This window comes from Streptomyces sp. NPDC007991 (genome assembly GCF_042958445.1).
GTDB lineage: Bacteria > Actinomycetota > Actinomycetes > Streptomycetales > Streptomycetaceae > Streptomyces.
This window is the reverse complement of record NZ_JBIBJD010000006.1, coordinates 425753-450882: the sequence shown is the minus strand read 5'-3', so window position 1 is coordinate 450882 and position 25130 is coordinate 425753. Positions and strand designations below refer to the sequence as shown.

32 protein-coding genes and 1 riboswitch are annotated in these 25130 nt (G+C 72.3%); of the genes, 14 read left to right on the top strand and 18 right to left on the bottom strand.

Annotated elements, in window-relative coordinates; genetic code table 11:
- On the bottom strand, window positions 1-816 hold the full coding sequence (locus ACFZDA_RS19680) for an ATP-binding cassette domain-containing protein (protein WP_391083256.1): 816 nt from the start codon (window positions 814-816) through the stop codon (window positions 1-3).
- A gap of 135 nt (window positions 817-951) precedes the next feature.
- On the opposite strand from ACFZDA_RS19680, the gene ACFZDA_RS19675 reads away from it, so the two are divergent.
- Together ACFZDA_RS19675 and ACFZDA_RS19670 are read left to right on the top strand one after the other, a co-directional pair.
- The gene (locus ACFZDA_RS19675) at window positions 952-1191 is read left to right on the top strand and encodes a toxin-antitoxin system HicB family antitoxin (RefSeq protein WP_391082764.1); all 240 of its coding nucleotides are present in this window, start codon (window positions 952-954) and stop codon (window positions 1189-1191) included.
- Between the two features lie 4 nt (window positions 1192-1195).
- Entirely contained in the window at window positions 1196-1570 is a 375-nt protein-coding gene (locus tag ACFZDA_RS19670; protein WP_086560029.1) for a fic family toxin-antitoxin system, toxin component, read from the top strand.
- On the opposite strand, the gene ACFZDA_RS19665 is transcribed toward ACFZDA_RS19670, so the two are convergent.
- From ACFZDA_RS19665 to bioB, 6 genes are all read right to left on the bottom strand, one after another.
- Window positions 1571-2254: a methyltransferase domain-containing protein gene (locus ACFZDA_RS19665; protein ID WP_391082760.1), complete on the bottom strand. Its 684-nt coding sequence runs from the start codon at window positions 2252-2254 to the stop codon at window positions 1571-1573.
- A 76-nt stretch (window positions 2255-2330) separates the two neighbouring features.
- The gene (locus tag ACFZDA_RS19660; protein WP_391082757.1) at window positions 2331-2651 is read right to left on the bottom strand and encodes a hypothetical protein; all 321 of its coding nucleotides are present in this window, start codon (window positions 2649-2651) and stop codon (window positions 2331-2333) included.
- A gap of 147 nt (window positions 2652-2798) precedes the next feature.
- Window positions 2799-3698, bottom strand: coding sequence for a class A beta-lactamase (bla, locus tag ACFZDA_RS19655; RefSeq protein WP_391082754.1), 900 nt, complete (start codon window positions 3696-3698; stop codon window positions 2799-2801).
- A gap of 84 nt (window positions 3699-3782) precedes the next feature.
- The gene (gene bioD, locus ACFZDA_RS19650; RefSeq protein WP_391082751.1) at window positions 3783-4508 is read right to left on the bottom strand and encodes a dethiobiotin synthase; all 726 of its coding nucleotides are present in this window, start codon (window positions 4506-4508) and stop codon (window positions 3783-3785) included.
- Between the two features lies 1 nt (window position 4509).
- Window positions 4510-5790, bottom strand: a complete 1281-nt coding sequence (locus ACFZDA_RS19645; protein WP_391082747.1) for an adenosylmethionine--8-amino-7-oxononanoate transaminase — start codon at window positions 5788-5790, stop codon at window positions 4510-4512.
- Window positions 5783-6961: a biotin synthase BioB gene (bioB, locus tag ACFZDA_RS19640; RefSeq protein WP_391082744.1), complete on the bottom strand. Its 1179-nt coding sequence runs from the start codon at window positions 6959-6961 to the stop codon at window positions 5783-5785. The genes ACFZDA_RS19645 and bioB overlap by 8 nt, the downstream gene beginning before the upstream one ends.
- 150 nt (window positions 6962-7111) lie before the next feature.
- Between bioB and ACFZDA_RS19635 the strand changes: the two genes are divergently transcribed.
- Window positions 7112-8239: an aminotransferase class I/II-fold pyridoxal phosphate-dependent enzyme gene (locus ACFZDA_RS19635; protein ID WP_391082741.1), complete on the top strand. Its 1128-nt coding sequence runs from the start codon at window positions 7112-7114 to the stop codon at window positions 8237-8239.
- Between the two features lie 76 nt (window positions 8240-8315).
- Here ACFZDA_RS19635 and ACFZDA_RS19630 read toward each other — a convergent pair whose 3' ends face one another.
- Both ACFZDA_RS19630 and ACFZDA_RS19625 read right to left on the bottom strand, forming a co-directional pair.
- Entirely contained in the window at window positions 8316-8546 is a 231-nt protein-coding gene (locus ACFZDA_RS19630; RefSeq protein ID WP_391082738.1) for a DUF397 domain-containing protein, read from the bottom strand.
- 9 nt (window positions 8547-8555) lie between these two features.
- The gene (locus tag ACFZDA_RS19625; RefSeq protein WP_391082736.1) at window positions 8556-9416 is read right to left on the bottom strand and encodes a Scr1 family TA system antitoxin-like transcriptional regulator; all 861 of its coding nucleotides are present in this window, start codon (window positions 9414-9416) and stop codon (window positions 8556-8558) included.
- 213 nt (window positions 9417-9629) lie between these two features.
- On the opposite strand from ACFZDA_RS19625, the gene ACFZDA_RS19620 reads away from it, so the two are divergent.
- Window positions 9630-10088 (top strand): ATP-binding protein, encoded by a 459-nt coding sequence (locus ACFZDA_RS19620; RefSeq protein ID WP_391082733.1) that lies wholly within the window; start codon window positions 9630-9632, stop codon window positions 10086-10088.
- A 2-nt stretch (window positions 10089-10090) separates the two neighbouring features.
- Here the strand turns inward: ACFZDA_RS19620 and ACFZDA_RS19615 are convergent, their stop codons facing one another.
- Complete coding sequence (locus tag ACFZDA_RS19615) at window positions 10091-11017, bottom strand: LysR substrate-binding domain-containing protein (protein ID WP_391082730.1); 927 nt, start codon at window positions 11015-11017, stop codon at window positions 10091-10093.
- Between the two features lie 92 nt (window positions 11018-11109).
- On the opposite strand from ACFZDA_RS19615, the gene ACFZDA_RS19610 reads away from it, so the two are divergent.
- Window positions 11110-11808, top strand: a complete 699-nt coding sequence (locus tag ACFZDA_RS19610; RefSeq protein WP_391082727.1) for a LysE family transporter — start codon at window positions 11110-11112, stop codon at window positions 11806-11808.
- On the opposite strand, the gene ACFZDA_RS19605 is transcribed toward ACFZDA_RS19610, so the two are convergent.
- The 4 genes from ACFZDA_RS19605 to ACFZDA_RS19590 all read right to left on the bottom strand — a co-directional run bounded on the left by ACFZDA_RS19605 (window position 11744) and on the right by ACFZDA_RS19590 (window position 14443).
- Window positions 11744-12385, bottom strand: coding sequence for a DUF6328 family protein (locus tag ACFZDA_RS19605; protein ID WP_391082725.1), 642 nt, complete (start codon window positions 12383-12385; stop codon window positions 11744-11746). The two genes, ACFZDA_RS19610 and ACFZDA_RS19605, sit on opposite strands and share 65 nt — an antisense overlap.
- Before the next feature lie 81 nt (window positions 12386-12466).
- Window positions 12467-12940 (bottom strand): NlpC/P60 family protein, encoded by a 474-nt coding sequence (locus tag ACFZDA_RS19600; RefSeq protein ID WP_391082723.1) that lies wholly within the window; start codon window positions 12938-12940, stop codon window positions 12467-12469.
- A 3-nt stretch (window positions 12941-12943) separates the two neighbouring features.
- A riboswitch (cyclic di-AMP (ydaO/yuaA leader) is annotated at window positions 12944-13156 on the bottom strand.
- Window positions 13157-13491: 335 nt separating this feature from the next.
- Complete coding sequence (locus tag ACFZDA_RS19595) at window positions 13492-13800, bottom strand: hypothetical protein (protein ID WP_010041092.1); 309 nt, start codon at window positions 13798-13800, stop codon at window positions 13492-13494.
- Window positions 13801-13807: 7 nt separating this feature from the next.
- The gene (locus ACFZDA_RS19590; protein ID WP_391082719.1) at window positions 13808-14443 is read right to left on the bottom strand and encodes an ATP-dependent Clp protease proteolytic subunit; all 636 of its coding nucleotides are present in this window, start codon (window positions 14441-14443) and stop codon (window positions 13808-13810) included.
- Between the two features lie 90 nt (window positions 14444-14533).
- On the opposite strand from ACFZDA_RS19590, the gene ACFZDA_RS19585 reads away from it, so the two are divergent.
- The gene (locus ACFZDA_RS19585; RefSeq protein ID WP_391082718.1) at window positions 14534-14830 is read left to right on the top strand and encodes a type II toxin-antitoxin system prevent-host-death family antitoxin; all 297 of its coding nucleotides are present in this window, start codon (window positions 14534-14536) and stop codon (window positions 14828-14830) included.
- Window positions 14831-14912: 82 nt separating this feature from the next.
- On the opposite strand, the gene ACFZDA_RS19580 is transcribed toward ACFZDA_RS19585, so the two are convergent.
- The gene (locus tag ACFZDA_RS19580; RefSeq protein ID WP_391082714.1) at window positions 14913-15908 is read right to left on the bottom strand and encodes an ABC transporter permease; all 996 of its coding nucleotides are present in this window, start codon (window positions 15906-15908) and stop codon (window positions 14913-14915) included.
- Between the two features lie 121 nt (window positions 15909-16029).
- On the opposite strand from ACFZDA_RS19580, the gene ACFZDA_RS19575 reads away from it, so the two are divergent.
- The 7 genes from ACFZDA_RS19575 to ACFZDA_RS19545 all read left to right on the top strand — a co-directional run bounded on the left by ACFZDA_RS19575 (window position 16030) and on the right by ACFZDA_RS19545 (window position 21323).
- Complete coding sequence (locus tag ACFZDA_RS19575) at window positions 16030-16659, top strand: TetR family transcriptional regulator (protein ID WP_391082711.1); 630 nt, start codon at window positions 16030-16032, stop codon at window positions 16657-16659.
- A gap of 129 nt (window positions 16660-16788) precedes the next feature.
- Window positions 16789-17091 (top strand): urease subunit gamma, encoded by a 303-nt coding sequence (locus tag ACFZDA_RS19570; RefSeq protein WP_391082709.1) that lies wholly within the window; start codon window positions 16789-16791, stop codon window positions 17089-17091.
- An 11-nt stretch (window positions 17092-17102) separates the two neighbouring features.
- Window positions 17103-17414: an urease subunit beta gene (locus ACFZDA_RS19565; RefSeq protein WP_059417654.1), complete on the top strand. Its 312-nt coding sequence runs from the start codon at window positions 17103-17105 to the stop codon at window positions 17412-17414.
- A complete protein-coding gene (locus tag ACFZDA_RS19560; protein ID WP_391082705.1) occupies window positions 17407-19128 on the top strand; it encodes an urease subunit alpha in 1722 nt (573 codons plus the stop codon). The genes ACFZDA_RS19565 and ACFZDA_RS19560 overlap by 8 nt, the downstream gene beginning before the upstream one ends.
- Window positions 19129-19138: 10 nt before the next feature.
- Window positions 19139-19813 carry an urease accessory UreF family protein gene (locus ACFZDA_RS19555; protein WP_391082703.1) on the top strand — a complete coding sequence of 225 codons (675 nt, stop codon included), beginning with the start codon at window positions 19139-19141 and terminating at the stop codon, window positions 19811-19813.
- Window positions 19814-19872: 59 nt separating this feature from the next.
- Complete coding sequence (gene ureG / locus ACFZDA_RS19550; RefSeq protein ID WP_391082700.1) at window positions 19873-20562, top strand: urease accessory protein UreG; 690 nt, start codon at window positions 19873-19875, stop codon at window positions 20560-20562.
- Window positions 20544-21323, top strand: coding sequence for an urease accessory protein UreD (locus ACFZDA_RS19545; protein ID WP_391082698.1), 780 nt, complete (start codon window positions 20544-20546; stop codon window positions 21321-21323). The genes ureG and ACFZDA_RS19545 overlap by 19 nt, the downstream gene beginning before the upstream one ends.
- An 8-nt stretch (window positions 21324-21331) precedes the next feature.
- On the opposite strand, the gene ACFZDA_RS19540 is transcribed toward ACFZDA_RS19545, so the two are convergent.
- Window positions 21332-22357, bottom strand: a complete 1026-nt coding sequence (locus ACFZDA_RS19540; protein ID WP_391082695.1) for an NAD-dependent epimerase/dehydratase family protein — start codon at window positions 22355-22357, stop codon at window positions 21332-21334.
- Window positions 22358-22463: 106 nt separating this feature from the next.
- A complete protein-coding gene (locus ACFZDA_RS19535) occupies window positions 22464-23180 on the bottom strand; it encodes a 1-acyl-sn-glycerol-3-phosphate acyltransferase (protein ID WP_391082692.1) in 717 nt (238 codons plus the stop codon).
- 209 nt (window positions 23181-23389) lie between these two features.
- Here ACFZDA_RS19535 and ACFZDA_RS19530 point away from each other — a divergent pair, with 209 nt between their 5' ends.
- Window positions 23390-23845, top strand: coding sequence for an RpiB/LacA/LacB family sugar-phosphate isomerase (locus tag ACFZDA_RS19530; RefSeq protein WP_391082690.1), 456 nt, complete (start codon window positions 23390-23392; stop codon window positions 23843-23845).
- Between the two features lie 16 nt (window positions 23846-23861).
- On the opposite strand, the gene ACFZDA_RS19525 is transcribed toward ACFZDA_RS19530, so the two are convergent.
- Window positions 23862-25103, bottom strand: coding sequence for a SpoIIE family protein phosphatase (locus ACFZDA_RS19525; RefSeq protein WP_391082688.1), 1242 nt, complete (start codon window positions 25101-25103; stop codon window positions 23862-23864).
- Between the last annotated feature and the right edge of the window lie 27 nt (window positions 25104-25130).

Sequence of the window (25130 nt, the reverse complement as noted above, 5' to 3'; positions counted from 1 at the left end):
TCAGTTCTCCTCGGGTGACGCCGGGGTGTCGTCGAAGCGGGTCCGGATCACGTCGAACCGCTTCATGCGCTCCAGTACGGTCTGAGCCGTCGGGCGCCGCATCTCGTCGACGATCCGGCCGTCTCCGAGGAAGAGCACCAGGTCGGAATGGGCGGCGGCGCCCGGGTCATGGGTGACCATGACGACGGTCTGCCCGAGCAGGTCCACCGCCTCGCGCAGGAAGCCGAGCACCTCCAGGCCGGCGCGCGAGTCGAGGTTGCCGGTCGGCTCGTCCGCGAAGATCAGCTCGGGCCGGGAGGCCAGCGCCCGCGCGCACGCCACCCGCTGCTGCTGGCCGCCGGAGAGCTGCGACGGCCGGTGCCTGAGCCGGTCCCGCAGGCCGAGGGTGTCGATCACCTGGTCCAGCCACGTCTCGTCGGGCTTCTTGCCCGCGATGTCCATGGGCAGGGTGATGTTCTCCAGCGCGTTCAGCGTCGGGATGAGGTTGAACGACTGGAACATGAACCCGATCCGGTCGCGGCGCAGCCGCGTCAGGTCGCGCTCCCGCAGACCCGTGATCTCCGTGTCGCCGAGCCAGACCTGGCCGGCCGAGACGGTGTCGAGCCCCGCCAGGCAGTGCATCAGCGTGGACTTCCCGGATCCCGACGGCCCCATCACCGCGGTGAACCGGCCGCGGACGATGTCGACGTCCACCGCGTCGAGCGCGAGCACGGTCGTCTCGCCCGAGCCGTACGCCTTGGTCAGACCGCGGGCCCGGGCCGCGATCCCGTCGGCCGGCGCGAGGCCGGGGGCGTGCTCCGCAGCAGGTGTGGACAAGGCCGCCTCCTCGGGGTGGACGCCGGTTTTCGCCATCGTGCCCGAGGGTAATGTGACGCGGCCCACACTGGGCATCCTCCTCGGGTCGGAGTCCCGCCCTTGCCGGTGCTAGCGCTCTCGCGCTAGCTTCGGGGTATGGCGAAGACCCAGCTGAACGTGCGAGTCGACGAGGGCACCGCCCGAGCCGCCCGCGAGCGCGCCCTGGCCCGCGGCATGAGCGTCAACCGCTACATCGAGGAACTGGTCAGACAGGACACCGGCGAGGTGGGCCACACGTTCGTGGAGGCCGCCGCCGACTTCATGAAGCAGTACGAGTCCGTCTTCGCCGAGGAGTTCGGCGCAGACGGTGAAGGTACGCGCGAAGGTCGCCGCTGAACCCTTGAACAACCTCGAGATCGACCTCGCCTGGCTGCTGATGCTCGCCGAGCACAAGACCCCGGGAGACCCCCAGGTCACCGACTGGGGAGCCCTCGTCGCCGCCGTCGCACGCCACCAGGCCGCCATCTTCGACGTCCCGGTCTACGACAGCCCGCACGCCCGCGCCGCCGCGCTGCTCCAGCTCCTGATCCACGTTCCTGCGCTGGAACGCTCCAACGCCCTGTTCGCCTCCGCCGTCGCCTACGCGTACCTCGTCGCCAGCGGTGCCAAGGTCGTCACCTCACCCGAGCAGGTCCGCGACCTCGCTCGGCTCGTCAAGAGCGGCGAGGCGTCCGTGCGGGACATCGAGCAGGAACTGCGCCAGTGGAGCCTGTGACTAAGTCGTGACCGGGCGCCACGCCGTGCCCAGCACGCAGAACGAGGTGGGCAGCGCCGGCCCCTCCTCCGGCATCAGCACCTGCCGGTAGGGGCCGAGCTCGAACCCGGCGTCCCGCAGCGCCCGCACCGGCTCCCGCGCGAGGTGGCAGCCCCCGTTCAGCAGCGGCCACACCGTCCGGTCCAGGGCGCGCTGGCTGAAGGTCATCACCGGGCCGCCGCCCCGGCCGTGCTCGAAGAACCGCACCTCCCCGCCCGGCCGCAGCACCCGCCGGAGCTCCCCGAGCGCCCGGGGCACGTCCCGCACGCTGCACAGCACCAGCGACACCACCGCCGCGTCGAAGCCCTCGCTCTTGACCGGCAGCGCCTCGGCCGCACCCGGCACCACGTCCACCGGCACCTCCGCGCGCAGGGCGGCCTCCACGGCCAGCTGCCGCAGCCGCCGCTCCGGCTCGATGGCCACGACCTCCGAGACGGTGCCCGGGTAGTGCGCGAAGTTCAGCCCGTTGCCCGCGCCGATCTCGATCACCCGCCCGGACAGCCCGCCGAGCAGTCTCTCGCGCACTCTGCCCATGCCCATCCGTGTCTCGGCGGTGACACTGATCCGGGCGTAGAAACGGGCGAACAGAGGATGGTGCACGGCATCCCGTGACACCGTGCCGGAGCGGGCGGACCGAAGCGGCATGGAGACCTCCCAGACGAGGCGGGCCGTATCGGGATTGTCCCCCGGACGGGCCCGGCGCACCCCTGCTGTGAACCGCCTACAGCAGGAGTACGCGGCCCAGCACCGGCCGGTGGTCACTCCCCGTCGCGTCCAGAGCCGACACCTCCGTCACCTCGGCGCCCCGCCCCAGCACCTGGTGGATCCTCGCCACCGGCAGGGCGCCCGGCCGGCTGAACGCGACCCCCGAGGCCGGCGCGTCGAGCCGGGAGCTGAGTGGACCGAGCCCCCGGTCCCGCACCGTGCCGTTGAGGTCGCCGACCACCAGGAGCCGGCCGGCCGGGTCATCCGCGATCCGGGCCCCGAGCAGGGCCGCGCTCTCGTCCCGGGCCCTCCAGGAGGCTCCCGAGACGCCCGACACCGTTGGGCACGGCGGAGTGCAGGGCCGCACCGGGCACAGCCCCACGTACAACCAGTACGCGGGCCTGCGCCCGGCACGCCGAGAGCGCGCACCTTGACGCCGCGGGGGCCGCCCTTCGGGCGGACGACGGGAAGGTGACGACAGGGCCTAGCCGAGTTCCGCCGCCAGCAACGCGGCCGTCTTCGCCACCAGCGCGTCGTCGGCCGGGGCGTCCTCCTCCGGCTGGGTGGTCAGGACGGACATCACGATCGGCGGCCCGTCCGGCGGCCAGGTGAGGCCCACGTCGTTGGAGCCGCCGTACCGTCCGCCGCCGGTCTTGTCGGCGACCAGCCAGTCGGCGGGCAGGCCCTTGCGGAACCTGTCGTCGCTCGTGGTGTTCCGCAGCAGCCAGTCCGTGAGCCGGGCGCGGTCCCGCGGCTCCAGCGCGTCGCCGATCACGAGACGGGCGTAGGTCAGGCCGATCGCGCGCGGAGTGGTCGTGTCGGTCGTGCGCCACGGTTCCGCGCTGTTGAGCTCGGGCTCCCACCGGTCGAGCCGGGTGACCTCGTCACCGACCGAGCGGCAGAAGCGCGTGATGGCGGTCGGCCCGCCCAGCTCCTCCAGGAGCAGATTGCCCGCGGTGTTGTCGCTGAAGCGAATGGTGGCGTCGCACAGTTCGCCGACGGTCATGCCGGTCGCGACGTTGTCCTTGGTGATGGGGGAGTAGCCCGACTTCGTCACGTACTCCTGGGTGTAGTGGACGCGCCGGGCCAGGAACTCGCCGTCGCGGTCGAGGTCGCGCAGCACGGCCGCGGCGGCGAGCGTCTTGAACACCGAGGCCATCGGGAAGCGTTCGTCGGCCCGGTACGCCACCGTCCGGCCGGTGCGCACGTTGCGGGCGTACACGCCGAGCCGGGCGGTGTGCTCCCGCTCCAGGTTCCTCAGCCGTGCCGTGACGCCGCCTGTGCCGGGTAAGGCGTGGGCCGCGCCGCCGCCCAGCGAGAGAGCGGCGGCGGCGCCCAGCACGAGAGCCGTGCGGCGGGACGGGCGTGGGTGTGTGGTGTACACGGTGTTCCCTTCGGAGGTGATCACGTACGTAGTCCAACACGCGATCACGTCCGCGCCGGTTTCACCGCGCGCCCGCCGCAACGCTCAGAACGCCGGGGGCGCCTGACGCACCTGGAACGCCTCCGCGTCCCACGTACCGTCCAGGCGCGGCGCCAGCCAGTCGGGCGCGGCCGTCCGGAAGGCGGCGGGGGAGAGGGCCCCCGACCCGGCGGGAAGGCAGCCCAGCAGCGGCGCCCCGGCCACGTCCGGCAGGTCCGCGAGATTGCAGCGCGAGGCGAGATCCGGCGCGGCGGGCCAGCTCCCGATCACGATCCCCGCCGGATGCAGTCCCCGGGAGCGCAGCTCACGCGCCGTCAGCTCCGTCGTGTTGAGGGTGCCGAGCCCCGCCGACGCCACGACCAGCACCGGCGCCGACAGCAGCCGGGCCGCGTCCGCCAGGGTGCCGCCGGCCGGGTCGAACCGTACGAGCAGTCCGCCCGCGCCCTCGACCAGCACCAGATCGTGCTCGGTGGCCAGCTTGGCGGCGGCCTCCGCGACCTCCCGCGGGTGCACGGGGGCGCGGCCGGCCCGACGGGCGGCCGTGGCGGGCGCCAACGGCTCCGGATAGCGGGCGAGTTCAGCCGTCGTCACGGCACCCGCGAGCCGCTCGACCTCGGCGGCGTCCCCCGGCTCGTCCGGCCGTACGCCCGTCTGGGCGGCCTTCAGCACGGCCACCGAACGGCCGGCCGCCAGCGCCGTCGCGGCCACCGCGGCGGTCACCACCGTCTTGCCGACCTCCGTGCCCGTGCCCGTGATCACCAGTACCGGCATGTCATCCCTCCCGCGCCGCCGCGCCCACCGCCCGCGCGATCCGCGCCAGGTCGGCGTCGCCCGTGACGTACGGCGGCATGGTGTAGATCAGATCGCGGAACGGCCGCAGCCACACGCCCTCGCGCACGGCCGCCCGAGTGGCCGCCTTCATGTCCACCTCGTGGTCGAGCTGGACGACGCCGATGGCGCCGAGGACCCGCACGTCCCGCACGCCCGGCAGGTCCGCGGCCTCCGCGAGCCCGTCCCGCAGTCCCGTCTCGATCCGCTTGACCTCCGTGCGCCAGTCCTGGCCGAGCAGCAGCTCGATCGAGGCGCAGGCCACGGCCGCCGCCAGCGGATTGCCCATGAAGGTCGGCCCGTGCGCGAGCACGGGCACCTCGCCGCGCGCGATGCCGTCGGCCACCCGCGGGGTGCACAGTGTCGCCGCCATGGTCAGGTAGCCGCCGGTCAGCGCCTTGCCCACGCACATCACGTCCGGCGTCACGGCCGCGTGCTCCGCCGCGAACAGCGCGCCCGTACGGCCGAAGCCGGTCGCGATCTCGTCGAACACCAGCAGCACATCGTGCGCGTCGCACGCCTCGCGCAGCACCCGCAGATAGGCGGGGGAGTGGAACCGCATCCCGCCCGCTCCCTGCACCACCGGCTCCACGATCACTGCGGCCAGCTCGTCGGCATGTCGCTCGATCGCCGCGCGCAGCTCCTCGGCGTACGCCTCCTCGTACGCGGCCGGAGGCGGACCGACGAACACCTGACGCGGCAGCACCCCGGTCCACAGCTCGTGCATCCCGCCTTCGGGATCGCACACCGACATCGGCTGCCAGGTGTCGCCGTGGTAGCCGCCGCGCCAGGTCAGCAGCCGCTGCTTGCCGGGACGGCCCAGCGAGCGCCAGTACTGCAGGCACATCTTGACCGCGACCTCGACCGACACGGACCCGGAGTCGGCCAGGAACACATGCTCCAGGCCCTCGGGTGACATGTCGACAAGGAGCTTCGTCAGTCGTACGGCGGGCTCGTGGGTGAGCCCGCCGAACATCACGTGGCTCATCCGCTCCAGCTGCCCGCGCGCCGCCTCGTTCAGCACCGGGTGGTTGTAGCCGTGGATCGCCGACCACCAGGACGCCATGCCGTCGACCAGCTCTCCCGAGCCGTCGGCGAGCCGCAGTCTGACCCCGCTCGCCGACTCCACGACGAGCGGCTCCTGCCGGCCGGGCATCGGACCGTACGGATGCCACACGTGCCGCCGGTCAAGCTCCAGCAGCTCGGGCACCGTCAGCTCAGGCATTGGGCGCGAGGTCCGTTCCGGCGCCCCGCCGGCGGACGGCGACCAGGTCGGTACGGGGACCGGCGGCTGTACGGGGCTCGGCGGCTTCCGGAGCAGAGGTGGAACCGCAGACGCCGCCGCCCCCCTCGGAACCACAGCCTCCGCCGCCGTCGTGGCAGCCCCCGGCCGCGCGGTGCTCCGGCAGTGTCACCTGGTCGGTGCCCTCCACCTCGAACCCGGCGTCCGCGATCATCTCCAGGTCGGCCTTGCCCGCCTGGCCCTCGGTGGTGAGGTAGTCGCCGAGGAAGATCGAGTTGGCCAGGTGCAGGGCGAGCGGCTGCATCGAGCGCAGATGGACCTCCCGGCCGCCCGCGATGCGCACCTCGACGTCCGGGCACACGAAACGCACCATGGCCAGGATCCTCAGACAGCGCTGCGGGGTGAGGTTCCACTCCTTGGCGAGCGGGGTGCCCTCGACCGGGATCAGGAAGTTGACCGGGACCGAGTCCGGGTCCAGTTCGCGCAGCGAGTAGACGACGTCGACCAGGTCCCCGTCCGTCTCGCCCATGCCGGCGATCAGCCCGGAGCAGGCGGACAGCCCCGCCGCGTGGGCCTTCTCGACGGTGTCCACGCGGTCGGCGTAGGTGTGCGTGGTGGTGATCTCCCCGTACGTCGCCTCGGACGTGTTGAGGTTGTGGTTGTAGGCGTCGGCACCGGCCTCGCGCAGGCGCTCGGCCTGCCCGTCGGAGAGCAGCCCGAGGCAGGCGCACACCTCGACGCCCTCGTTGTTCTCCTTGATCGCCCTGATCGTCTCGGAGACCCGGTCCACGTCCCGGTCCGTCGGACCCCGCCCGCTGGCCACCAGGCACACCCGCTTGGCGCCCCCGGCCACCCCGGCCGCCGCCGCGTCGGAGGCCTGGTCGGGTTTGAGCCAGGTGTACTTCAGGATCCCGGCCTCGGAGCCGAGCCGCTGCGAACAGTAGGAGCAGTCCTCGGGACACAGGCCGGACTTGAGGTTGACGAGATAGTTGAGTTTCACCCGCCGGCCGAACCAGTGCCGGCGCACCTTCCCGGCCGCGGCCACCACATCGAGCAGGTCGTCGTCGGACGTCGCGAGGACGGCCAGCGCCTCGTCGCGGGTCGGCAGCTCGCGCCGAAGCCCCTTGTCCACCAGCGTGTTCAGCAGGTCCATGGGAGCCGATCCTGTCCTACGGAGGCGCCCGGGGCCAAGGAGACTTCGTACAACAGAGTCGCTTGGAGGTGTGGGTATTGCCACACAGTGACCTGCTGGAGGTCCCGCTAGTGTCTGTTCACTGCCTACAAATCCCCCGGAGGATCCCCCATGGCGTTCGGCTGGATCGACGAGCAGGCGCGGCTGCGCCGGAGCGCCGGACTCGTACGGACTCTGCGCCCCCGTCCGGCCGTTTCACCGCTCCTCGACCTGGCGAGCAACGACTACCTGGGACTGGCCCGCCATCCCGAGGTCACTGAGGGCGCGGCCCGGGCCGCACGGCTCTGGGGCGGCGGCTCGACCGGCTCGCGACTGGTGACCGGCAGCACCGCACTGCACGCCGAACTCGAACAGGAACTGGCCGATTTCTGCGGTGCCGAGGCGGCCCTCGTCTTCTCCTCCGGCTACGCGGCCAACCTCGCGGCGGTCACCGCGCTGGCCCCGCACGGCTCCCTCGTCGTCTCCGACGCGGGCAACCACGCCTCGCTCATCGACGGCTGCCGACTGGCCCGCGGCACGACCCAGGTGGTGGCGCACGCCGAGCCGGAGGCCGTGCGCAAGGCGCTGCGCACCCACGAGGGCACGGCGATCACCGTGTCCGACACGGTGTTCTCGGTCGACGGCGACGCGGCCCCGCTCGCCGGGCTCGCCGAGGCGTGCCGGGAGCACGGCGCCGGACTGGTGGTCGACGACGCCCATGGCCTGGGCGTCCTCGGCGACGGCGGCCGAGGAGCCCCGCACGCGGCGGGACTCGCGGGCGCCGACGACGTCGTCGTGACGGTCACGCTGTCCAAGTCGCTCGGCAGCCAGGGCGGAGCCGTCCTCGGCCCGGCCCGGGTGATCGACCACCTGGTCAACGCGGCACGGACGTTCATCTTCGACACGGGTCTCGCCCCCGCGGCGGCGGGGGCGGCCCTGTCGGCACTGCGGCTGCTGCGCCACGAGCCGGAGCGCGCGGCGCGGGCCCGTGCGGTGGCGGGCGAGTTGTACGCACGCCTGACCTCCACGGGTCTGGAAGCGGTCCGTCCGGACGCCGCGGTGGTCTCGGTGCGGGCGCCCTCCCCCGAGGACGCCGTGCGCTGGGCGGCAGAGTGCCGCGCGGCGGGCCTGGGCGTGGGCTGTTTCCGTCCTCCTTCCGTGCCCGACGGCATCTCACGGCTCAGGCTGACCGCCCGCGCGGACCTGACCGGGGAACAGATCGAACACGCTGTACGACTGATCGGCGAGACGCGGCCATGAGTCGGCGTGACACGGCCGTGCGTCGCTCGACGGACTCATCAAGAGACGGACTGATCAGAAGTGGTCGGGATGCGGCTCAGATGCGCTCGACCGCGGCCGTGAACTCCGCCCAGCTCCCCGGAGAGAAGAGCAGCGCGGGCCCGGCCGGATCCTTGGAGTCCCGCACGGCGAGCAGTCCGGCCCAGGGCGGGACGTCCGGACACGCGGTCTCGACGCAGTTGTTCGCGCCGGTGCTGTAGCTGCTGCGCAACCACCGCACACCGTGCAGTTCGATGCTTGAGGGGACGTGACGAGGCAGTGCACGCATGGTGCCTCCTTACGCGCCGGCGGCTGTCCCGGCGATGAAATCCAACGAGTCCTCGGGCGAAAGGGCGTGGAACTGAAGGGCGTTGAAGGCCTCGGTGTAGGCCTGGAGGTCTTCTTTCCGTTCGAGGTAGAGGCTACTCGTCAAGTGGTCGAGAACAACCACATCCAGATCAGATGTGCTCGAAAATGAGAAGATAACGAAAGGGCCGGTGACCCCGATGTGCGCCCCGGCGGCGAACGGCAGCACCTGGAGCCGCACTTGGGGCAGCCGCGCCGCCTCGACCAGCCGTTCGAGCTGCCGGGACATGACCCCGGGCCCGCCCACCTCCCGCCGCAGCACCGCCTCGTCCAGGACGGCGCTCAGTTCCAGCGGCGGATCCGCGCGCAGCACGTCCTGCCGGGCCAGCCGCACCTCGACCAGCGTGTCGAGCCGGTCCTCCGGCAGGCCCTCCACCGCGGCCTTCGTCACCGCACGCGCGTACTCGGGCGTCTGGAGCAGCCCCGGGACGACGGTGGTCTCCAGCGTGCGCATCGCGCCGGCCTGCGACTCCAGGCTGATGAAGTCCCGGTAGGTCGGCGGCAGCACCCCGCGGTAGGCGTGCCACCAGTGGGTCCGGCCGTCGCTGTCCTCGGACCCCGCCAACACCATGAGCAACTCGCGCAGTTGCCTGTCCGCCACGGCGTACGCGTCGAGAAGTAACCGCACATCGGCCGGTTTCACCCCGCTCGTGCCCGTCTCGATACGGCTTACCTTCGACTGGTGCCACCCCACCAACCGGGCCGCCTCACCACTGGTGAGCCCCGCCGAGGTGCGCAGCGCGCGAAGTTCGGCGCCCAGTTTCCGGCGGCGCACCGCGGGACCGTGCTGCATGGGCTACTCCTTACTCCTTCCGAGCCACGCAAATACGGGCTCGCGTCGCAGAGTTCACCGCTTTGAGCGACAGATATATGCATATCTTGGTGGATCGCCGCCCTTCAGGGGTGTTCTGGTGGCACTCTGGCGACGAAGCACCAGTCCGGGACCGTACTCGAACCTTCCGCTCCGTGTCGGACTGCGGTCCCATCGGAAAGGGACGACGTCGCCATGGCAGACCATTTGGAAGCATCCGTCACTCTGCCGAGCGATCCCGCCTCGGTCTCCGCGGCGCGCGCCTACGTGGTGGACACGCTGGCGGAGTGGGGCCTGCCTGCGGACACGGAAGTGTCCGACACCGTCCGGCTCATCATCTCCGAACTCGCCACGAACGCCGTCCAGCACACCTTCGGACAGTCGCCCACCTTCACGGTGGACCTCGCACTCGACCGCGACGAACACCTGCGCATCGGTGTCACGGACAGCCATCCGCGCTTCCCCAGACGCCTGCCCGCCGCCGTCCAGCAGGACAACGGCCGCGGCCTCGTCATCATCCGCTGGCTGACCGCCGAGTGCGGCGGCAGGCTCAGGATCCGCCCCACCCGCGAGGGCGGCAAGACCATCTCGGTCGAACTCCCGTGGACCGTCCCGGCGCAGCCCGTACCGGTGGCCAGGCGGCAGGAGCCGTGAGCTCACCGCGTCGGTGACGTGTGCCGCGCGCGGCCGAACGCCCCGCGCAACAAGGCCCGGAAGGCCTCCACCGCAGGCGCCGCCTCCTCGCCCCGGTAGGCGACGGAGATCGTACGGCGCAGCTCGCCCGCCCCGAGCGCGCGCACCCCGACCGGCGTGACCGTCGTCCGCGCCACCATCTCCGGTACGACGCCCACCCCGAGCCCCGCGCTGACCAGCGCGCACACCAGCGCGTACCCGGGCGTCGAGACCAGGACCGACGGGCTGGCCCCGGCCCTCGCCAGCGCCGCCTCCACACCCTGCCGGGACGGATGCTCCGGCGCCATGCTGATCAGTGGCTGACCCGCCAGCTCCGTCAACGCAAGCCTGGACGTGCCGTCGGCAAGGGCATGACCCGGGGCGGTCACCAGAACCAGTTCCTCGACCAGCACCGGCTCCAAGCGGACGGAGGCGGGGAGCACCAGGGCGTCGGCGGGCTCGTACGTGTGGGTCAGGGCCAGGTCGATGTCGCCGGCGGCCACGGCTGTGACACCGGCCGGCGGCTCGTAGTCGGCGACGGACAGCTCCACATCCGGATGAGCCCGGCGGAACGCGCTGAGCACCGGCGGCAGCAGATGGATCCCCGCCGTCTGGAACGTGCCGAGCCTCAACAGGCCGCCCGACAGACCGGTCAGCCGGGCCAGTTCGTGACGGGCCCGCTCCAACTCGTCGAGGACGCGCCGGGCCCGGGCCACCAGCAGTTCGCCCGCGCCCGTCAGCCGCGCCCCGCGATGATGCCGGACCAGCAGCGCCACGCCCGCCTCCCGCTCCAGCTTCGCCAGTTGCTGGGAGAGCGCGGGCGGGGTGTAGCCGAGGCGCTCGGCGGCCCGGGTGATGGACCCGGCCTCCGCGACGGCGACCAGCGCCGCGAGCCGGGCCGGGTCGTACATGCCGCTGACCTCCGCAGACCAAAGAGATGCTTAAGGCTGATCCAGGATAATCGAAGTACCACCTGAAGGCTCGGCCCAGGCAGGCTGGCCGTATGGACGCACAACTCATCGCCTTCACCGGGGTGGCCGCGGGCATGGTCGCCATGCCGGGCGCCGACTTCACCGTCGTCGTGCGCAACGCCCTGGTCTCCCGCCGGGCCGGCATCGTCTGCGCCCTCGGTGTCGCGGGCGGGCTGCTGCTGCACACCGCGCTGGCCGTGGCCGGGGTCGCCGCGGTCCTGGCCGCCGTGCCCGCGCTGTTCCGCGCGCTCCAGCTGATGGGCGGCGGCTATGTGCTGTACCTGGGGGCGCGGACGCTGTGGTCGCTGCGGAGGCCCCGCGTCCCGGCCGCCGAAGCCACCGGAGCGCGCCGGACTGGTGCCGTGGCCACGGGAGCGCGCCGGACTGGTGCCGTGGCCGCCGAAGCCACCGGAACCGTTTCGTCCGCCGCGCGTCCCCTGCGGCAGGGCTTCGTCACGAACGCCCTGAACCCGAAGGCGCCGATCACCTTCCTCAGCCTGCTGCCGCAGTTCGTGCCCGCGGGCAGTCCCGCGCTGCCCCGGACGCTGCTGCTGGCGCTGATCGTCGTGGTCCTCGCCCTGCTGTGGTTCCCGGCCGTGGCGCTGCTGGTCGACCGGCTCGGCCGGTGGCTGCGCGAGCCGCGTGCCGCGCGGGCCGTCGAGGGGATCACCGGTGCCGCGCTGACACTTCTCGGTGTGCTGCTCCTTCTCGAACCCCTGAGGGCTGCCTGATGGTGCCGCGCAGGGGCGTGGGGATCCGGGCGGCGCTCGACGCGGCCGGTTCCTCGGCGGTGGCTTCCGGTCGCCCGGAGCCGCCCTGCGTCTCGTCGCGCGGGCCCGCCCGCCGCACCAGCCGGGGGAGCAGCCCCCACAGGCCGACACAGACCAGGAACGTCGCGGCGCCCGCGGCGATGCCGCCGACCCGACCGGTCGTCACATCCACCACCAGCAGCACGGAACCGCTGAAGGCGAACACCAGCACGACCAGGCCGGTGGTGGCCAGCCGTGAGGACACCTGCACGATGCGCGGCTTGGCGCCCTGCTGGAAGAGCAAGCGGTGCAGCGCGGCCGGCGCCGTGAAGAGCGCCGCGGCCAGGACCGCCAGCAGCAGTGTGATGACGTACGTGACGCGCTGGACCGTGTCGAGGGACGTGAAGCGCGAGGTGAACGCGAGGGACAACAGGAACGCGAACAGGATCTGTACGCCCGTCTGGGTGACCCGGAGCTCCTGGAGCAGCTCGACGAAGTTCCGGTCGGCGCGTTGGAGCGGGGTCTCGCCGCGTGCGGTGCAGGGACGGTGCTCGGCCATGGGGGACGGGTAACCACATAAGGCCGTGTCACGCTCCGGCGTGCGGCGGCACGTCAGGGGCGCCGCCGCACGCCGGGCGGATCACTTCACGCGCCCGTACCAGACGCTCTTGGTCCAGAGCTTCTGCAACCGCACCACGTCACCGCTCTTCGGGGCGTGCCAGAGCTTGTTTTTACCCGCGTAGATACCGACGTGGTACACGCTGCTGCCCGAGTGGAAGAACACCAGGTCTCCCGCCTTGCGGTTCTTGGCGGAGATGTGGCGCGTCTTGTTGTACTGCTGGGCGGCCGTGCGGGGCAGCTTCTTGCCCGCCTTCTTGAACGAGTACAGCGTGAGGCCGGAGCAGTCGAACCGGTGCGGGCCGGTGGCCCCGTACCGGTAGGGCGATCCCTTCTTCGAGGCCGCGATCTGGAGCGCCTTGGTCGCTGGTGTGGCTGCCGCCGCCTCGGAGGAGAGGCCGGGGGCCACGATCGAGCCGCCCACGGCGGCGATGGTGAGGGCCGAGGCCGTACCGGCCCGGACCATCAGCGACGGGACACGATTGAGCGCAGTCATGCGCAACCCTTCGTCAGCCGCCTGTGAAGGATGACCTGTCGGATTCGGGCTGGCGAAGTTGCCCGGCCGCTGACGCGGCTTCACCCCAAGGGCTGCTCGGGCCCGGTCATGGCGTGACCGTCCCGGCGACCCGTCGTGCTTGGGTCCTCCACTCCTGCCGATCCACTCCTGTCGACCGGTCATCCAGGCGGCGGCAGGACTCGGCGTCCGCCCGGACCGCCCCGCCGCTGTGGCGGGGGCTTGTCGTCAGTCAGGGATCTTGACGCATGCTTGTCCGGAAATCCCAATGGAACCGGGGGTTTGTGTTGTTACTCACCACTCGCCCGTTCGGGTGGACACGTCTGTGTTCGACCCGCCGTCCACAGGTCCACGGACCGCCGGACCAGCGATGGAATGTCCCATTCCGCCCCCGGGTCACGCGCGTTCCGCAACTGTGAGGGCCCGGAAAAAAGTCTCGCGTCTACTCCGAACAGAGGTACGCCGTTCGGACCGTTTCGACTCAGGCCCGGACGCTTCGCCGGCGCGGCGGGCGTCCGGGCCGGCGGAACAGGTCAACTGACGGACTCCGGGGGCAGGGTGACGCGGGCCGTGCGCCGCTCGCCGTCCAGCACCCGCAGCGCCCGGCCGAGGGTGCCGGCGTGCAGTTCCGTCTCGCCCCGCTGGTGCATCAGGGTCAGTGCGTCGCGCAGCGCGGTCGCCTTGCCGACCAGGGCCTGGGCGGCGCGCAGTCCGCGGTAGGTGTCGCCGGGCAGGGCGGGGTTGATCCGGCCGAGCAGGTCGACGACCTCCAGGTAACGGTCGATCAACTCCGCCTCGGCGCGGGTCAGTGCGGGCAGCGGCGGCAGTTCGGGCGGGAGCACCGGCGGCTCACTCTCCGGTCGGCGGCGCCAGGGTGGCCCCCCGATGGGGGACGATCCGGTCCACCAGGCCGTATTCCACCGCCTCCTGGGCGGTGAGGATCTTGTCGCGCTCGATGTCCGCGCTCACCTGCTCCCGGGTGCGGCCGGTGTGCAACGCGAGCATCTCTTCCATGCGGGTCCGCATCCGCAGCAACTCGTCGGCCTGGATCGCCAGATCGCTGGCCTGCCCGCGGACCGGCTCGGGCAGCGCGGGCTGATGGATCACCAGACGCGCGTCCGGCAGCACGGATCGCTTCCCGGGCGTGCCCGCCGCAAGCAGCACCGAGGCGGCCGCTCCGGCCTGGCCGAGACAGATCGTCTCCACGTCACAGGCGACGTACCGCATCGTGTCGTAGAGGGCCGTCATGGCGTGGAAGGTGCCGCCGGGGGAGTTGATGTAGAGCGAGATGTCGCGGTCGGGGGCCTGGTGTTCGAGGTGCATGAACTGGGCCATCACGTCGTTGGCCGAGGTCTCGTCCACCGGCGCCCCGAGGAAGACGATCCGTCCCTCCAGGAGCTTGGAGTACGGGTCCATCGTGCGTTGTCCGGACGACGTGCGTTCGGTGAACTCCGGCAGCACGTAACGGGCGGACGGTCGGGTCATGGCGAACCCCTCCTCGCGGGCAGAGCCGTCTCCGGTGACAGCTGTCTCTGTAAAAAATGTACAGGACGTACGTGACGTTATGATGGAGGCATGGCCTACGAGATTCCGGTGACGCAAGCCAGGGCTGAACTCGCCGACCTGATCAACCGCGTGGTGTACGGCGGCGAACGCGTCGTCGTCACCCGGCACGGCAAGCCCCTCGTCGCCCTCGTCTCAGCCGATGACCTGCGGCGACTCGACGAAACCGACGAAACCCAGGAGCTCGCGGAGCCCGCGGAGGAGCAGGTGGTCAGCGCGGTCTCCACGGTCCGCGAGGTCGCGTCCGCTCCTCGCGAACCCCGGCGGTTCGGGATCGCGGCGGAGCACCGGGGAGCCGACCCGGCGTAGCCCCGGGGCGCATGACGGAAAAGACCGTGCGCCCCGTCCGCTACGGCAGGGTGCACGGTCGTTCTTGTGCCGGGGCGATGGATCAGCCGACGGTCGCGAGCTTCCGTCCGTCGGACGCGGGCTCTCCGCTCTCCTTCCGCGTCCTGAGCGCACCGCCGAGCAGGACCGCGCCCAGCCCCAGCGCCGCCCACCAGGTCAGGGTGAGGGCGGGGCCGGCCGCCGCCGCGCCGTCGAAGTACGCCACCGAGCGCAGCAGCGTCGTCCCGGCGCCGGGCGGCAGCCACTGGCCGATCGCACCGGCCGGCTCCGGCAGCATCTGCGGTGCCGAGGGGGCGCCCGAGAAGGGGTTGCCGAACAGCATCACCACGGCCCCGGCGATGCCCATGCCGGCGGTGCCGAGCAGGGCGGCGAGCCCGGCGACGGCACCGCTGACGGCCAGCGCCGACAGTCCGAGCACCCCGGCCTCCGCCCACCAGTCGCCCGTGAGAACCCCCAGCCAGCTGTGCGCGATCCCGGCCGCCACCACGCCCACCAGGGCGGACGCGCCGAGCAGCGCGGTCACGGCCCGGACGCCGCGCAGCCTGAGCGCGGTGACCACCGAGCCCGCCGCGATACCGGCCAGGGCGAGCGGCAGTACGGCGGCGTTCAGTGCCGCGCCGCGCGGATCGCTCGCCGGGGTGGCCACGACGTCGACCGTCCTGATCCGCGTGCCCTCGACGGACGCCTGCCGCGCCACGGCCTGCTGGAGGAACTGGGCGACGGCCGGCCCCGCGGCGGACGCGGTGAGCAGCTCGGGACCCTCTGGCGTGACCACCACCGAGCCGTAGACGGTCCGGTCCTCGATGGCGGCCCGGGCGGCGGCCTCGTCGGCGTAGCGGTGGATCTCGAACGCGCCCTCGTGCCGCTTCAGCTGCTGCTCCATCCGGGCCGTCGCGGCGGGCGGTCCGGCCACGCCCAGCGGCAGGTCGCGCGGTGCGGTACGGGCGGCCGGCCAGGCGAAGGCCCATAGCGCCAGGGCCGCCAGGACGGGCACGAGGACGACGACCGCGATCAGGTGGCGGCGGCTGGTGGAGGGCATCGGGATCTCCTGGGAGGCGAAGAGGGCACCAAAAAGAAGGATCGTTCGTTTTCGTTCTGCCTCACCGTGCTCCGCCCGTCCCGTCTTGTCAAGAAGGAATATTCGTTTTACGTTGTGGACCATGGCCCGTGTCTCGCAGGAACACCTCGACGCCCGTCGCCGCCAGATCCTCGACGGCGCCGCGCTCTGCTTCGCCCGCAACGGCTTCCACGCCACGTCCATGCAGGACGTACTGAAGGAGGTCGGCCTCTCCGCCGGCGCCGTCTACCGCTACTTCAGCGGCAAGGAAGAGCTGATCGGCGCCATCGTCGGCGAGGTGCTCGAGGTCGTGGGCGAAGTCTTCGAGGGCGCGGCCGAACAGAGTCCGCCGCCGCTGCCCGACGAGATGCTCCCGAGGCTCCTCGCGACCCTGAAGGAGGTCAGGCCCGGAGTCGTGCACGACGGAGAGTGGATCTTCCCCCGCCTCATGCTCCAGGTCTGGACCGAGACGCTGCGCAACGACGACCTGGCCGCCATGTTCCACACCGGCTACGCCAGGGTCCGCACCGCATGGGTCAAGGTCGTGGAGGGCTACAAGGCCGCCGACCTCATCTCCGGGGACGCCGACGCCGACGCCATGGCGCGCGTGATGATCGCCCTCGCACAGGGCTTCGCGGCCCAGATGGCCGTGTTCGGGGAGATGTCCTCGGAGGTCCTCGCGGACGGGTTGCGGGCGATGATGAGCATGCGGGACCCGCGCTCACGGACCTGAAGGATCACGGCCCGGTTAACGTGCCCGAAACCCGATCCGATTAGCCTGCCGAAACGCCACCAGGGCTTTTCCCCGGGGCTGCGGCAACCGGGCCCCGCACGGTCCGGAGCGAGGACTGTGAGGTGGGACGTGCAGCTGACCCCGCACGAGCAAGAGAGACTGCTGATCCATGTGGCGGCCGACGTGGCGGACAAGCGCCGGGCCCGCGGGCTCAGGCTCAACCACCCCGAGGCGGTCGCCCTCATCACGTCGCACATCCTCGAAGGTGCCCGTGACGGCCGTACCGTCGCCGAGCTGATGTCCTCCGGACGCACGCTGCTCACCCGGGACGACGTCATGGAGGGCGTCCCGGAGATGATCCACGACGTCCAGGTCGAGGCCACCTTCCCGGACGGCACCAAGCTCGTCACCGTCCACGAGCCCATCGTCTGAGAGAGGTCTCGATGATCCCCGGAGAGATCCTCTTCGCCGACGAGCCGATTGCATACAACGAGGGCCGCGAGGTCACCCGGCTCACCGTCCTCAACGCCGCCGACCGGCCCGTCCAGGTCGGCTCCCACTACCACTTCGCCGAGGCCAACCCCGGACTGGAGTTCGACCGCGCCGCCGCGCGCGGCAAGCGGCTGAACGTCGCCGCCGGCACCGCCGTGCGCTTCGAACCCGGGATCCCCGTCGACGTCGAACTCGTCCCGCTGACCGGCGCCCGCGTCGTGCCCGGTCTGCGCGGGGAGACCGGAGGAGCCCTCGATGCCTGAGATCTCGCGTGCCGCGTACGCCGACCTGTTCGGCCCGACGACCGGCGACCGGATCCGGCTCGCCGACACCGATCTGCTGGTCGAGATCGAGGAGGATCGTTCCGGCGGGCCCGGTCGCGCCGGTGACGAGGCGGTGTTCGGCGGCGGCAAGGTGATCCGCGAGTCCATGGGCCAGTCGCGCGCCACCCGGGCGGAGGGCACACCGGACACCGTCGTCACCGGCGCGGTGATCATCGACCACTGGGGCATCGTCAAGGCCGACGTCGGTATCCGCGACGGGCGGATCACCGGGATCGGCAAGGCCGGCAACCCCGACACCATGGACGGTGTGCACCCGGACCTGGTCATCGGTCCCGAGACCGAGATCATCGCCGGCAACGGGCGGATCCTCACGGCGGGCGCGATCGACGCCCATGTGCACTTCATCTGCCCGCAGATCGCCGACGAGGCGCTGTCCGCGGGCATCACGACCCTGGTCGGCGGCGGAACGGGCCCGGCCGAGGGCTCCAAGGCCACCACCGTGACCCCCGGGCCCTGGCATCTCGCGCGGATGCTGGAGGCCATGGAGGCCTACCCGCTCAACATCGGCCTGCTCGGCAAGGGCAACACCGTCTCCCACGAGGCGATGCTGTCGCAGATCCGGGGCGGGGCGCTCGGCCTGAAGCTGCACGAGGACTGGGGCTCCACCCCGGCCGTCATCGACGCCTCGCTGACCGTGGCCGGCCAGACCGGCGTCCAGGTCGCCATCCACACGGACACGCTCAACGAGGCCGGGTTCGTCGGCGACACGCTCGCCGCGATCGCCGGGCGGGGCATTCACGCGTACCACACCGAGGGTGCCGGCGGCGGGCACGCCCCGGACATCATGACCGTGGTCAGCGAGCCGCACGTGCTGCCGAGCTCCACGAATCCGACCCGGCCGTTCACCGTCAACACCGCCGAGGAACACCTCGACATGCTGATGGTGTGTCACCACCTCAACCCGGCCGTGCCGGAGGACCTGGCCTTCGCCGAGTCCCGGATCCGGCCGTCCACCATCGGCGCGGAGGACGTGCTGCACGACCTGGGCGCCATCTCGATCATCTCCTCCGACTCCCAGGCGATGGGGCGCGTGGGCGAGGTCGTCATGCGGACCTGGCAGACGGCCCATGTGATGAAGCGGCGCCGGGGTGCGCTGCCGGGTGACACAAGCGCGGACAATCATCGCGTACGCCGCTACGTCGCCAAGTACACGATCAACCCGGCGCTCGCCCAGGGCCTGGCCCGGGAGATCGGGTCGGTGGAGAGCGGCAAGCTCGCCGACCTCGTGCTGTGGGAGCCGGCCTTCTTCGGCGTCAAACCGCAGCTCGTCATCAAGGGCGGGCAGATCGCCTATGCGCAGATGGGCGACGCGAACGCCTCGATCCCCACACCGCAGCCGGTCCTGCCGCGCCCGATGTTCGGGGCGATCGGGCGGGCCCCCGCCGCCAACTCCGTGAACTTCGTCGCGCCCCTGGCCGTCGAGGACGGACTGCCGGAGCGGCTGGGCCTGGGCAAGCCGTTCCGGGCGATCGAGTCGACCCGCGGGGTCACCAAGGCCGACATGCGGGAGAACGACGCCCGGCCCGAGGTCCGTGTCGACCCCGACAGCTTCGCCGTGCACATCGACGGCGAGCTGGTGGAGGCGACACCGGCGGCCGAACTGCCCATGGCCCAGCGGTACTTCCTGTTCTGAGGGCGTCCTGATGTCACGTGCGGCACTTCTCGTCCTGGCCGACGGCCGCTTCCCCGCCGGCGGTCACGCCCACTCCGGCGGGGCGGAGGCGGCGGTCAAGGCCGGGCGGATCAGCGGGGCGGCGAGTCTGGCGGAGTTCTGCCGGGGGCGGCTGCACACGGCCGGCTCGGTGGCGGCGGCCCTCTCGGCGGCCGCCGCGCTGGGGATCGACCCCGTGGCGCTGGACCGGGCCGCGGACGCCCGTACGCCCTCGCCCGCGCTGCGGGTCGCCGGGCGCAGGCTGGGGCGGCAGCTGATGCGGGCCGCCCGGGCGACCTGGCCGTCCGCCGAACTGCACGCGCTCGCACGGGAGTTCCCCAAGGGAGCCCATCAGCCGGTGGTGCTGGGGCTCGCGGCGCGGGCGGCCGGGCTGGGGCCGGTCGACGCGGCGTACTGCGCGGCGTACGAGAGCGTCAGCGGGCCGGCCACGGCGACGGTGCGGCTGCTGAGCCTGGACCCCTTCGACGCGACGGGAGTGCTGGCCCGGCTGGCACCGGAGGTGGACCGTGTCGTGGACCGGGCGGTGGAGGCGGCCCGGAGGGTGGTCGACGAGGGGGTCGACGCGTTGCCGGCGGGGTCGGCGCCGTTGCTGGAGATCGGGGCGGAGATACACGCGGGCTGGCCCGTGCGGCTGTTCGCCTCCTAGGCAATCGCCCCCCCCAACACCGCTCGAATCAGTCGGACAAGAAGGCAGGAGCCGCCCGTATGCACCTCGACCACGACCACACCCACGACGGCCCGGGCGCCGTGAGCGCTGACGCCCTTCGCCCCGACGGCAGCCGCCGGGCCCTGCGGATCGGACTCGGCGGGCCCGTCGGATCCGGGAAGACCGCCACCGTCGCCGCGCTGTGCCGCGCGCTGCGGGACGAGTTGTCCCTCGCGGTCGTCACCAACGACATCTACACCCGCGAGGACGCCGAGTTCCTGCTCCGGGAGGCCGTGCTGCCGCCCGAGCGGATCACCGCCGTGGAGACGGGGGCCTGCCCGCACACCGCGATCCGGGACGACATCTCCGCCAACCTGGAAGCGGTGGAGGACCTGGAGGACGCCGTCGGGCCGCTGGACCTGGTCCTGGTGGAGTCCGGTGGGGACAACCTCACCGCGACGTTCTCCAAGGGGCTCGTCGACGCGCAGATCTTCGTGATCGACGTGGCGGGGGGCGACGACATTCCGCGCAAGGGCGGGCCGGGCGTGACCACCGCCGACCTGCTCGTCGTCAACAAGACCGACCTCGCACCGTACGTCGGCTCCGACCTCGCGCGGATGGCGGCCGACGCCAAGGCGCAGCGGTCCGAACTGCCGGTCGTCTTCCAGTCGTTGCGCAGCGAGCCCGGAGTGGCGGATGTCGCCGCCTGGGTGCGTGCGCAGCTCGCCGCGTGGACGGCACGGGCGTGAACAGCGCCGGGGTGCGCTCCGTGGCGACCATCGTCGCCCGGGACGACGGCCGGGGCGGGACCGCCCTGCCCGTGCTGGAGAGCGACGGGCCTCTGGCGCTGCGGCGCACCCGGGGCAGCGGCGCCGAGGCGCGGGTCATGCTGGTCGGGGCGATGAGCGGACCGCTCGGCGGCGACCACTTCACCGTGCGGGCCCGGGCGGAGCAGGGAGCGCGGCTGTCCGTCGGCTCGGCCGCCGCCACCATCGCCCTGCCGGGGCAGGCCAAGGGAGAGGCCCGCTACGACGTCCGGCTCGATGTCGCCGACCGGGCCGAACTGCACTGGCTGCCCGAGCAGTTGATCTCCGCCCAGGGCAGCGATCTGCACGTCACGACCCGCGTCGAGCTGGCCGCCACGGCCCGGCTCGTGCTGCGGGAGGAGCAGGTGCTCGGCCGGGCCGGTGAGGAACCCGGGCGGCTGACGAGCCGGCTGACCGTGCGGGTCGCCGGGCAGGTCGTGCTCGACCAGGAACTGGCCTGCGGGCCCGGCGCGCCGGGCGGCTGGGACGGCCCGGCGGTGCTCGCCGGTCATCGTGCGGTCGGACAACTGGTCGTCGTACGCCCGGAGTTCGCCGCCGAGCCGGTGACGGCCCAGGTACTCGGGGAAGGGGCGTCGGTCGTCCCGCTCGCCGGTCCCGCCGCCCTGGTGACCGCCGTGGCGCCGGACGCGCTGCGGCTGCGACGGCTCCTCGACGAGGCACGCCTGTCACTCGAGCGGTCGTAGACCCCCGCTCACGCCCCGAACCAGGCGTCCTCCGCCGCGTAGTCGAACAGGTCCGGGTAGATCCTCGCGAGGGTCGGGAACGCCTCCCGCCAGTCCTGCCCGGACACCCGGCGGGTGAGCCAGTCGACCGTCTCCGGCAGGCTCTCGGCGTAGGACACGACCGGCCGGTAGCCCAACTGCTGTTCCGCCGCGCTCATGTCGAAGACCACCGGCAGCTCCGTCGCCCAGGGCGAGCGGCCCACGGAGGGCGAGGGCGGCGCCCCGTCCACCAGGACGGTCTCCGTCTCCACTCCCATCACCGCGTCCACCGCCGCCCCGATCTCCGCCACCGTCGGCGGCCGCGGATCACAGGCGTTGAGCACCCGTGAGCCGGGCCGGGCGGCGGCCAGCCGGATCAGTTCGGCGATGTTGCGGGCGGCCGAGGTGTGGAAGCGGCTCTCCCCCCGGTGGGCGAGCACCCGCCTGCGCCGGCCGTCGAGGTTGCGCTTCACGAAGTACAGCTCGCGGGGGAGCGGGCTGTGCGGACCATGGATCGCGCCCGCTCGCAGCAGGGTCGTGGGCAACCGGTCGCCCGCCGCGATGAGTTCCCTCTCCAGCGCGGCCTTGCCGGTGCTGTACGTGGCGTCCCCCGGCGGGACCGTCGGCTGGTCCTCGCGTACGGGTACGGGGTACTGCGGGAATCCGCCCGGTTCGCTCATCGTGTCGAAGCCGCGGCCCGTGCCGTCCTCGTACACCGACACCGTCGACACGACCACGGCCGAGCCGATGCGGTCGGCCAGTGCGGTCAACTGCCGTGCGTGCCGGGCCCCGTAGGCGACGATGTCGATCACCAGATCGCAGCCGTCGCCGATCAGCGCGCCCAGCGCCGTGTCGTCCTCGCGGTCCAGCCGCACCGCGCGCACCTCGCCGGGCCAGCTCTCGTCCCGGGCCCCGCCGCGCGACGCGGCCGTCACCTCCCAGCCGTCCCGCGCCAGCGCCTCCACCGCCGGCCGTCCTGTCTGCCCCGCCGCCCCGATCACCACAGCATGTCCCATGCCGCGACCGTAGATCGCCGAGGCCGGCCGCGGATACGGCTTCTGCCGACAGCAGACACCTCACGCGGCCGGCGGCGGACACCTCCCGAGGCTGACGCCGGGCACCTCAAGTGAGCGGCAGGCGCGGGAACTTCCGCTCCTTCGCGGCGGCCTCCTCGGCCTTCACGACGGCCGCGTACTGGTCGACGTACTCCTGCTCGGACAGGGAGAGGATCGCGTACATGATCTCGTCGGTGACGGCGCGCAGGATGGCCTTCTCGTTCTCCATGCCCGCGTAGCGGGAGAAGTCCAGGGGCTTGCCGAAGCGGATCACGACGGGGTGGAGGTTGGGGACGACCTTGCCGGGCGGCTGGGCCTCGAAGGTGCCGATCATCGCGCAGGGGATGACCGGGACACCGGCCTTGAGGGCCATGACCGCGACCCCCACCTTGCCCTTGTAGAGCCGGCCGTCGTGCGAGCGCGTGCCCTCCGGGTAGATGCCGAGCAACTCGTCCTTGCTCAGGACGCCGAGGCCCTCGCGGATCGCGGCCTGCCCGGCGTCCTTGCCGGAGCGGTCGACGGGGATCTGCCCCGCGCTGCGGAAGAACGACGCCGTCAGACGGCCCTTGATGCCCGGGCCCGTGAAGTACTCGGCCTTCGCGAGGAAGGTGATGCGCCGCTTGAGGACCGCGGGCATCAGGAAGTGGTCCGAGAACGACAGGTGATTGCCGGCGATGATGGCGGCGCCCTCAGAAGGAACGTGCTCCAGGCCTTCTATCCGAGGCCGGAAAACCAGTCTCAGCAGCGGTCCCAGCAGCACGTATTTCAGCAGGTAGTAGAACAAAGCGGGCGCTCCTCGACTCTCGCGGTGGGCTCAACCGCCGCGTTCCAGCAGGTCAACCGGCATGTCGTGGGGTGCCAGTGTAGGTGCAGGCGTGGCCGACGGGCACCTCCTGCGACCTGACCTGCGAGCCGAACGGGCGGCGTGGCGCGATACCAGGGGTGCCTGGCCGGCCGCTGGCCCTTGCTGCCCCGCCGAGTAGTCTGCGAAGCATGCGGATCTCTGTTTCCTCGGACATGGACGAGCCCGTCGCCCGCTCCCTCGTGGCCGCGCTGCGCGAGCGAGGGCATGAGGTGCGCCCGCACGGCGCGCTGCGTCCCGGGGACGACCCCCAGTGGGCGGTGTGCTCCCAGGCCGCGGCTCGCGAGGTCGCCGACGGGACGGCCGACCAGGCCGTGGTGTGCTGCTGGACCGGCACCGGCGCCTCGATCGCCGCGAACAAGGTGCCGGGCGTCCGGGCCGCCCTGTGCACGGACGCCTACACGGCCGACGGGGCCCGCCGCTGGAACGACGCCAACGTCCTCGCGCTCAGCCTGCGGCTCACGTCCGAGCCGCTGCTGAAGGAGATCCTCGACGCGTGGTTCGCCGGCGAGCCCAGCGCGGACGCCGAGGACCGGCAGAACGTGGACCACGTCCGGCTGCTCGACCACGGCAACAACCGCCGCTAGGCCTTTCCGCCCCGGCTCACAGCCGCACGATGATCAGCGCGGTGTCGTCGGTGGCGCCGCTGGGCGGCAGCAGTTCCAGCAGGACGGTGTCGGCGAGGCGCTCGGGATCCTGCTCCCGGTTCCGGTACAGCGCGTCGGCGAGCCGGGTCAGACCGGTGTCGATGTCCTCGCCGCGCCGCTCGACCAGGCCGTCGGTGTAGAGCACGAGCGTGGCGCCCGGCGTGAAGGCCGTCTCGGCCTGGGGTCTGGGGATCGGGTCCGGGCGGGCGTCGAGCGGGGTGTCCGTGGCCCCGTCGAGGAACTCGGCGCCGCCGTCGGGGTGGACCAGCACGGGCGGGAGATGGCCGGCGCTGCTGTAAGCGATGGTGTGCCGGTCGAAGTCGATGAAGGTCGTCACGGCGGTCGCCGACTCGGCGCCCTCGACCACATGGGCGTAGCGCCCCAGCACGTCCAGGGCCTGGGCCGGGCCCTCGGCGACCCGGGAGGCCGCGCTGAGCGCACTGCGCAGCTGGCCCATGACACCGGCGGCCTCCAGCCCGTGCCCGACCACGTCACCCACGGACACCCCGACCCGGTGGCCGCCGACCAGGTCGACCAGGTCGTACCAGTCCCCGCACACATTGAGCGCGCCCACCGCGGGCCGGTACCGGACGGCGGCCCGGTGGTGGTGGCTGACCTGACGGCGGTCGGGCAGCATCGCCTCCTGGAGCACCATCGCCACCTCCCGCTCCCGGGAGTGCGCCTGACGCAGCCGCTCGTTGAGCTCCTGGAGCTCACGGGCGCGCGTGTACAGCTCGGCTTCCAGCACCCGGGACCGGCCGTCCCGGTCTCCCCCTGAGCGGCCCCGGGCCCGGATCAGCTCCGTGACCTCCTCGACCCGGTGCAGGATCAGCCCCACCTTGCCGTCGGGGCCGAGCAGCGGCGCGTTCACCGGACTCCAGTAGCGCTCCTGCCACTCCCCGGGCCGCTCGGGGTCCTCGACGTCGTAGCGCTGGAGGGCCATGGTGTCACGCTCCCCGGTCGCCAGGACCCGGTACAGCGAGGCCTCCAGGTTGCGCATGCCCGTCGAGGCCGGGTCGTTGGGGTTGTCCGGGAAGACGTCGAACAGGTAGCGCCCGATGAGCTGCTCGCGCGGGCGGCCGGACACCCGGACGAACTCCTCGTTGACGTCCGCGTACACCAGCTCGGGCGTCAGCAGCGCCACCATGCCGGGCAGGGCCTGGAACACCGCCGTGTAGTCGATCGCCGAATCCGTCATGGCCGCCGCCTCACCACTGCCGGGGGT